Origin of the sequence: Kitasatospora sp. NPDC094015 (assembly GCF_040304075.1) — a bacterium.
GTDB lineage: Bacteria > Actinomycetota > Actinomycetes > Streptomycetales > Streptomycetaceae > Kitasatospora.
The window spans coordinates 53207-61028 of record NZ_JBEOUL010000037.1; the positions used below are offsets into that span (position 1 = coordinate 53207).

Genomic DNA, 7822 nt, shown 5'->3' on the forward strand with positions numbered 1-7822 from the left:
TAGCATGAGGCGGATCGGGTACGGGTGGTTCGTGCGGTGCGGGAGGGGCGTGGGATGCGGTTCGGTCTGCTCGGCCCGGTGACCGCGCACGACGACGCCGGCCACCCGCTGACCCTCGGCGCACCCAAGAACCAGGCCTTGCTGGCGGTCCTGCTGCTCGACCCCGGCCGCACGGTCCCGCTGGACCGGATCAAATCCGCACTGTGGGGCGAGCGACCGCCCGCGAGCGCGACCTCCTCGGTGCACAACCACGTGACCCGGCTGCGCCGCGCCCTCGGGCCGGACGGCGCCCACCGGCTGCGCGCCGCGCCACCCGGCTACCTGATCGAGGTGGGCAGCGGCGAACTCGACGGCGCCGTCCTCGACGACCTGCTCAAGGCGGCCGGCGCCGCCCGGCGCCTCGACGACTGGCCGACCGTCGGCGAACGGGCCCGGGCCGCCCTGGCGCTGTGGCGCGGCGAACCGCTGACCGGGGTGGTGCTGGCCGAGACGGCCGAGGATCTCGCCCGCCCGGCCGTCGAACGCTGGCGCCAGGGACGGCTGCAGGCGCTGGAGTGGCGCTTCGAGGCCGAGCTGCGCGCGGGCGGCCACGCCGCCCTGGTCACCGAACTGGCCGGGCCCGCCGCCGAACACCCGCTCCGGGAGGGGTTCCAGCGGCAGCTGATGCTGGCCCTGCACCGCTGCGGGCGGCAGAGCGAGGCACTGGCGGTCTACCACCGGCTGCGCCGCGGGCTGGCGGAGGAGCTGGGCGTGGATCCGGGCACCGAGGCGCAGGCCGCGTACCGGGAGGTCCTGGCCCAACCTGCGGCCCCCGCCCCGGAGGTCACCCGTCCGCCGGCCCCGCAGGCCTCCCGTCCACCCGCCCCGCAGGCCTTCCGACCGCCCGCCCAACTCCCGCGCGACATACCGGACTTCACCGGACGGCGGGAGCAGGTGCGCCGGCTCCTGGAGCTGCTGACCCCGGCGGCCGGCGGCGGACCGGCGGGCGTGGTGGCCGTCAGCGGCGCCGGCGGCCTCGGCAAGACCACGCTCGCCGTGCACGGCGCCCACCGCGCCGCCGCCGACTTCCCCGACGGCCAGCTGTACATGGACCTGCGCGGGGTCCAGGCCACCCCGGCCACCCCGGGCGACGTCCTCGCCTGCCTGCTGCGCGACCTCGGCGAACCCGAGGAGCGGATCCCCGCCTCCGAGGACTCCCGCGCCGCCCGGTACCGCAGCCTGCTCGCCGACCGCCGGGTGCTGGTCGTGCTCGACAACGCCCGGGACGCCGCCCAGGTCAGACCGCTGCTGCCGGGCTCGGCGGGCAGCGCCGTCCTGGTCACCTCGCGCCGCCGGCTGGGCGGGCTGACCGGCGCCGTCCACCTCGGCCTCGGCACGCTCGCCGAGCCCGAGGCGTACGAGCTGTTCGCCGCCCTCGCCGGCCGCGACCGGGTCGCCGCCGAACCGGCCGCCGCCGCCCGGGTGGTGGCCCACTGCGCCGGATTGCCGCTGGCCCTGCGGATCGCGGCCGCCCGGCTCGCCGGCCGCGCCTCCTGGAGCGTCGCCACCCTGGCCGACCGGCTGGCCGACCACACCCGGCGGCTGGACGAACTCCGGGTCGAGGACCTCGCGGTCCGCGCCACCTTCCGGATGAGCTACGCCCAACTCCCGGAGCCCGAAAGCCCGGAGGGGCTGCACCCGGCCCGCGCCTTCCGGCTGCTCGGGCTCGCACCCGGCCCGGAGACCGGCCTGCGCGCGGCCGCCGCCCTGCTGGACCACCCGGCGGAGCAGGTCGAGGCGGCACTGGAGCAACTCGTCGACGCCTGCCTGCTGGAGAGCCTCGGACCGGACCGCTACCGGCTGCACGACCTGCTCCGGGACTTCGCCGCCGAGCTGGCCGTCGCCGAGGAGCGCCCCGAGGCCCGCCGGGCCGCCGTCGGCCGGGTCACCGCCTGGTACCTGGACAGCCTGGTCGAGGCGGACGCCGTCCTCTTCCCCGGCGCCGGCCGGCCCGACCCGCCGGCCCCGCAACCGGGCCACCGTCCGCACGACTTCCGGCACTTCCAGGACGCCCTGCACTGGTGCGAGGGCGAACGCACCAACCTGGTCCGCGCCGCCGCCGCCGCCACCGAGCACGGCTTCCACCGGACCAGCTGGCTGCTGCCCGGCTTCGCCTGGGCCTACCTCAACCTGGCCGGCCGCTGGCAGGACTGGCTGGACATCACCGAGGCCGGACTGGCCGGCGCCCGCGTCGCCGGTGACCGGGCCGGCGAGGCGACCGTGCTCACCGCCCGGGGCGCCGCGTTCATGCAGCTGGAACGGTGGCCGGAGGCGCTGCGGCTGCTGGAGGCGGCGCTGCGGATCCGCGAGGAGATCGGCGACCTGGCGGGCCGGATGGCCAGCACCTGCACCATCGGCCTGGTGCACCGCCGCGGCGGACAGCTGCGGGAGGCCCGCGGGGCCTTCCTGCGCGCCCTCTCCTTCGTCGGGCCGCCGGAGCTGCGCAAGCGCGAGGTCGCGGTGCTCGCCAACCTGGCCCTCATCGAGCTGGAACTCGGGCAGTACGCCGAGTCGCTGGGCTACAGCGACCGGGCCCTGCGCGCCGGCCGGGAATTCAACGAACTCCCGGCCGACGCCAACATCCTGGCCTGCAAGGGCGCTGCGCTGAGCGGCCTGGGGCGGGACGCCGAGGCGGTCGCGCCGCTCCAGGAGTCCGCGATGCTCGCCCGTTACACCGGCGACCTGTTCTGCGAAGGCATGGCGCTCGCCCGGCTCGCCCTGGCCCTCAACCGGCTGGCCCGGCCCGCCGAAGCCGCGGCGGCCACCGACCAGGCCCGTGCCCTCCTCGACCGGCTCGCCGAACGCTCCGCCGGCTGGCAGACCGACGCCGTCCGGGCCCAGCTCACCGAGGCGACCGCGGCCCGCCCCGGCCTGCCGGCGGCCTGAGGGCGCCGCGCCGAGACCCCCGTCCCCTGCGCGACGCCCCCACCCGGCTCAGGTCCAGATCGAGTCCCCCGCCATGCCGCCACCCCCCGGCATCCCCGTCACCTGCACCATCACGCACCCCTCTCCCGTCCCACCACCCACCGGCGGCTCCCTCCGAGCCTGCGCCGCCCCACCAACGGATCACCAACGGAACACCGTTCGTCGGGTGCCGGCGGGCCGAGCCGGGTACACCGGTCGCCCGAAAACAGACGAGGTGCTGCCGGAACCCCGGAAGGAGTTTCGGCAGCACCCATAGGGGAGGCCTGACTATCCCTAGAACGGCCAAATCGGCAGGACCTCGAGGACAATGACGAGCGCTATCACCCCGACCGCCGAAAAAACCACTCGTCGAGCGCGAGACTCAGGTATCCGCGGAACGTTCTTTTCCCCGGCCGCCAGTCGTGGGGCCAGCAGCTTGACATCCGACCAGAATCCGACAAATACCAACGCCGCGAGAATCAGGACATCCACATAGAGTATGACGATCTCCTTCATGGAATTGCCCCGGATAATTCCGAGAGGAATCAGCCAGGCGCCACCGAGGACAAACGCCTTCGCAGCAGTCAACCGCTGCCTTCGGTCGGAGTAGAGCGCAAGAACGATCCCCGCGTTCACCAGAAGCCCGACCACGGAGAGGCCTATCACCAAGGGGAACGGAGCGGACTCGAAGAATGACTTCACGGCTACCCAAAGAGTGAGGATTTCCCCTGGTCGCGCAGGGGATGCGGATTGATGAAGAGCCCAATGACACCAGCGATCCCAGAGGGAGCGGATCCTACCCCGTTCGCGATCCGATCGTCCACCGTCGGGTCGTACTTGCTCCCGGAGAGCCTCGCAGCCTCCTGGCCGCTGGCTTTGACCTCGCCACCCATTCCGCGAACGAGGAAGCTCACCCCCAACTCCGCTGCCGGCCTCTCTGCCCAGCCTCCCAGCCCGCCGGTCATTACCCCGACCACGGTGACAGCGCCGTTCACTGCGGCGCCCTGGTAGTCACCTCCCACGATGTCGAGGCCGGTCGCCAGGGCACTTGTCCCAGTCGAAATTGCGCCGAGTACCGGAGCTGCGACGTCGACCACTGGAATGAAGGCGGCGACCGCACCAAAAGCGCCGGCCACGGAGCTGATGTCTCCTGACACGTTCGCGCCGATGCGCGCGTAGTGCTGGAGCTTGCACCAGCCGACGCATCGCGGCTCCACCACAACATTCGGCTTGGCGTACTCGGGGTGGAGCCATCCTATGGAGAACGCCGCAGTGATCCTGTCACCGGCGCTGCTGCGGCACTCCTCGGAGCACCGGATGACCCGCTGCTCGCGGTGCTTGCGCATGTCGTACTGATCACCGTAAAACCGGGTCGCGGTGAGAAGCTGCATCCCCTGACGCCTGCGGGCGGCGATTTCCTGGCCTGCCTCGCTCTGGTCTCCCCCACTTCGCTCCTCGTAGGTGCTGCGCGGACGGTCCTCGCCTCGGCAGGTGTCCAGGCACGCAGCCATGAGGCCGCTGGGGTCGCTGTACCGGACCGGGTTGTTGCCGCTGTAGGCGTATCCGTTGATCTGCTGCGGGTTGTTGACGTCGATGAGCGGGTCGGGGCTGATGAATCGGCCGGTGGACGGGTCGTAGTCACGGGCCCCGAGATGGGTCAGTCCCGTGGCGTCCGCGGTGCCCCCGACGAACGAGCGGTCACCGGCCCACGCTCCGGACGTCGTCCCCCGTGCTCCACCGAAGGGCAGGGTGCGACGTTGTGTGACAGCGCCCGTGGTGGCGTCGATATTGAGCTCGGCGGTGTCGTGGTGATCGTTGACCTGAATGGTGACCTTGTTGTCGTCGGTGCGTACCGCGGTCGCCGAGCCGAGCGGGTAGTAGCGGGTGGCTGTGGCCTTGGGAGCGCCCTTGGCCAGGTTGATCTCGGTGTTGCCCAGGTAGAGGGTCCAGTTCTCCGCCGCCGGTGCAGCGGTGTCCGCCGAGTGCGTGAGGAGGCGGGTTCCGTTGGCGTCATACAGGTAGTCCGTGGACTTGGCCGAAGTCGCGGAGCCGGTCTTGACCGTGTCGTCGACCTTGACCAGCTTCCCCTCACTGTTCCAGGTGAGGTTCTGGTCGCTGGTGATGCCGGGTCCTGGAATCAGGTGACGGGCGATTGCATTTCCGGCCGGGTCGTAGGAATAGCTCTGGGCCACCGGGTTGCCGCCACCGGCCGACGTACCGGTGAGGCTGTGCGGCTGAGCCGCGGACGGCACGGGGTAGGTGTAGGTGGTGGTGGTGTCCTGGGTGGTGTTGCCGGTGGTGCTGTGGTCGGTTTCGGTGGCCCGGGTGCCGTTGGTGTTGTAGGTGTAGCTGGTCCAGTAGGGGGCGGGGCCGCCGAGGGTGGCGCCGGTGGGGGTGGTGGGGCAGTTGGTGGCGGTGGGGGTGAAGGCTTCGGTGAGGCGGGTGAGGTAGTCGTACTGGAAGCACTGCCGGTCGGTGCCCGTGCGGGAGGTGTCGGTCAGTGAGGTGACGTTGCCGCTCTGGTCGTAGGTGTAGACGGCGGCTCGGGCGGGGGTGGCGATGCCGTACTGGTCGGTGCGGCTGGAGGCGAGGCGTTGGGTGCCCCACTCGTAGCTGTTGGTGAGGTAGACGTCCTTGCCCGCGGTGCCGTTGTTGAGGGTGGACTGCAGCGGCTTGCCGGTGAGGCTGTAGGTCTGCCCGGTGAGGTAGGTGCTCAAGCCCTGGGCCGCGGTCGCCCGGTGGAGGGCGTCGTAGGTGTAGGCCACCGACTCGGCACCGAGGTTTCCGGCGGCCGGGTAGGAGACCGACTTGGGCTGGCCGTCCAGGCGGTAGATCACACCGGTTGCGTAGGCGCCCGCCAGACCTTCCTGGCCCGGGACCGACGGAACGGTGACGGTCGTCCGGGTGGGCCTGGCCATTGCGTCGAAGAGCGAGTAGGTGGTCTTGTACTGGTAGGTGGTGCCGTTGACCGCGCTGTACCGGATGGCGGTGGACAGCTGGCCCTTACCACCGCTGGGGTCCCAGACCTGGGAGGTCAACAGCGGACCGGTCACGGAGCCGTCGTGTGTCTCGACAGCACGCGAGAGATTGTCGTAGACGGTACTGATCGTCTTTCCTCGGCTGTCGGTCGTGCCGGTGACCTCACCACGGTCGTTGTAGGTCCTGCTGGTCGTCCCGCTGTCGGGGTCGGTCGCCTTGGTCTGACGGCCTTGCTGGTCATACTGCCAGGTCCAGGCGGTGCCGGCGGGGTCGGTGAGTCCGGTCAGGTGGCCGGCGGGGTCGTAGGTGTAGGTGGTGGCGTCGTAGCTGCCGGTGGGCAGGGCGGATTTGTACTGTCGGAGTTCGGTGGTCCTGCCGGCGGCGTTGGTGATGGTGGTGGTGGGGGTGGCGCCGGTGGGCGGGGTGACGGTGACCCGGTCGCCGTTGTACTCGGTGAGGGTGGTGGCGAGCGGGGTGCCGACGCCGTTGCCCGCGAGGACGGTGGATTTGACGGTGCGGCCGAGGCCGTCGAAGGCGGTGGCGGTCTGGGTCTCGACGCCGGTGGCGTCCTCGACCTTGAACAGGGTGGTGGAGGGTGTGCCGGTGGCGTAGTAGGGGGCGTAGGTGAGGGCGGTCTGGCCGCGCTCGTCGTAGAAGGTGTCGGTCAGGATCCGGCCCCCGTTGTCGCCGGGTGACTGGGTCTGACGCGCGCGCCCGAATCCGTCGTACAGCGTGTACGAGGTGTCCGACGAGTTGTCGTCGTTCAGGGTCGCGGTGGCGACGGAGGTGATCCTGCCCTCGGCTATGTCATAGACGTACCGGCTGTTGGGTGGATCGTTGTTGACCTTGGACTTGGTAGGCAACCACACCTTGGATGTCCGGCCCAAGGCGTCGTAGAGGACATCGGTTCGGCGGTTGTTCACGTCGATGACGTCGGTGTTCTGGCCGCGGAGCAGGTCGTAGTCGGTGATGGTGGTCTGTGTGGTGGTGGTGTTGCCGGCGGTTGCCGGTGGGGTGGATTGGGTGGTCTTGGTGGGCCTGCCGGTGGTGGGTGTGTAGGTGGTGGTCGTGGTTCGGGCGTTGGGGGACGGGGTGGTGGTCGGGCCGGTGGTGCCGGTGGTGTCGAAGAGTGTGGTGGAGGCGAGGTCGGTGCTGGTGAGGGGTCGGCCGTAGGTGTCGTAGGTCTTGGCGGTGTCGAGGTAGGTGGCGTTGGTGCCGGTCTGGGATTTCAGGGTTTCGGCGAGGGTGATGTCGCCCTTGGTGGGTGCGGCGCCCCAGGCCTGGCCGTCGTAGCGGGTCCTGGTGTCCGCCAGGACGGCGGAGGTGCCGTCAGGCCGGGTCGCGCGGTCGACCGTTGCGCCGCAGTCGGCGGCGACGATTTCGGTGCGGACGGCGCCGTTGAGGATCCAGGCGGTGGTGTTGTCGGCGTAGGTGGTGCGGGTGCACTTGTCGTCGGTGCCCACGGCGGTGTCGCCGAGGTCCTCGACCTGGGTGGTGCGGCCGTAGGTGTCCTGGGTGGTGTTGGTGCGGGTCTCGCGCCAGCTGGTTCCGGCGCCCTGGTCGAGGGAGGTGAAGGTCCGCGAGGTCTGCGTGCTGGTGAGGTTGGCGGTGGTGGTGCCCCAGTCCCGGACGCGGGTGGCGGTGGTCTTCTTCCAGGGGGTGTTGACGGTCTTGGTGAGGATCTTGCCGCCGGGCTTGTCGTACTGCTCGCTGCGGTACTCGTACCCGGCCCAGGCGTCGTCGTCGGTCAGGGTGGTGCCTTGGCCGTCGGGGACGGTGACGGCACGCTTCTTGGTTTTGTCGGTGGGGTCGTTGCGGTCGCCGTCCATGCCGCGCAGGTAGTAGTGGTCGGCCTGGGTGGACATGGCGGACACCCCGCCGGTCTCGACCCGCACGTGCG

3 protein-coding genes are annotated in these 7822 nt (G+C 71.1%); 1 reads left to right on the top strand and 2 read right to left on the bottom strand.

All coding sequences use genetic code 11. The annotated features are described in order from the left end of the window. The first annotated feature begins 54 nt into the window (after positions 1-54). A complete protein-coding gene (locus ABT014_RS30300) occupies positions 55-2925 on the top strand; it encodes an AfsR/SARP family transcriptional regulator (protein ID WP_350642437.1) in 2871 nt (956 codons plus the stop codon). 312 nt (positions 2926-3237) lie between these two features. Here the strand turns inward: ABT014_RS30300 and ABT014_RS30305 are convergent, their stop codons facing one another. Together ABT014_RS30305 and ABT014_RS30310 are read right to left on the bottom strand one after the other, a co-directional pair. After that, entirely contained in the window at positions 3238-3645 is a 408-nt protein-coding gene (locus tag ABT014_RS30305; RefSeq protein WP_350642438.1) for a hypothetical protein, read from the bottom strand. Positions 3646-3647: 2 nt separating this feature from the next. After that, positions 3648-7787 carry an RHS repeat-associated core domain-containing protein gene (locus tag ABT014_RS30310; RefSeq protein WP_350642439.1) on the bottom strand — a complete coding sequence of 1380 codons (4140 nt, stop codon included), beginning with the start codon at positions 7785-7787 and terminating at the stop codon, positions 3648-3650. Positions 7788-7822: the final 35 nt, after the last annotated feature.

Excerpts from the sequence above, each read along its gene's own strand:
- ABT014_RS30300 (WP_350642437.1), top strand. The coding sequence starts at position 55 with ATGCGGTTCGGTCTGCTCGGCCCGGTGACCGCGCACGACGACGCCGGC.
- ABT014_RS30310 (WP_350642439.1), bottom strand. The coding sequence starts at position 7,787 with ATGTCCACCCAGGCCGACCACTACTACCTGCGCGGCATGGACGGCGAC.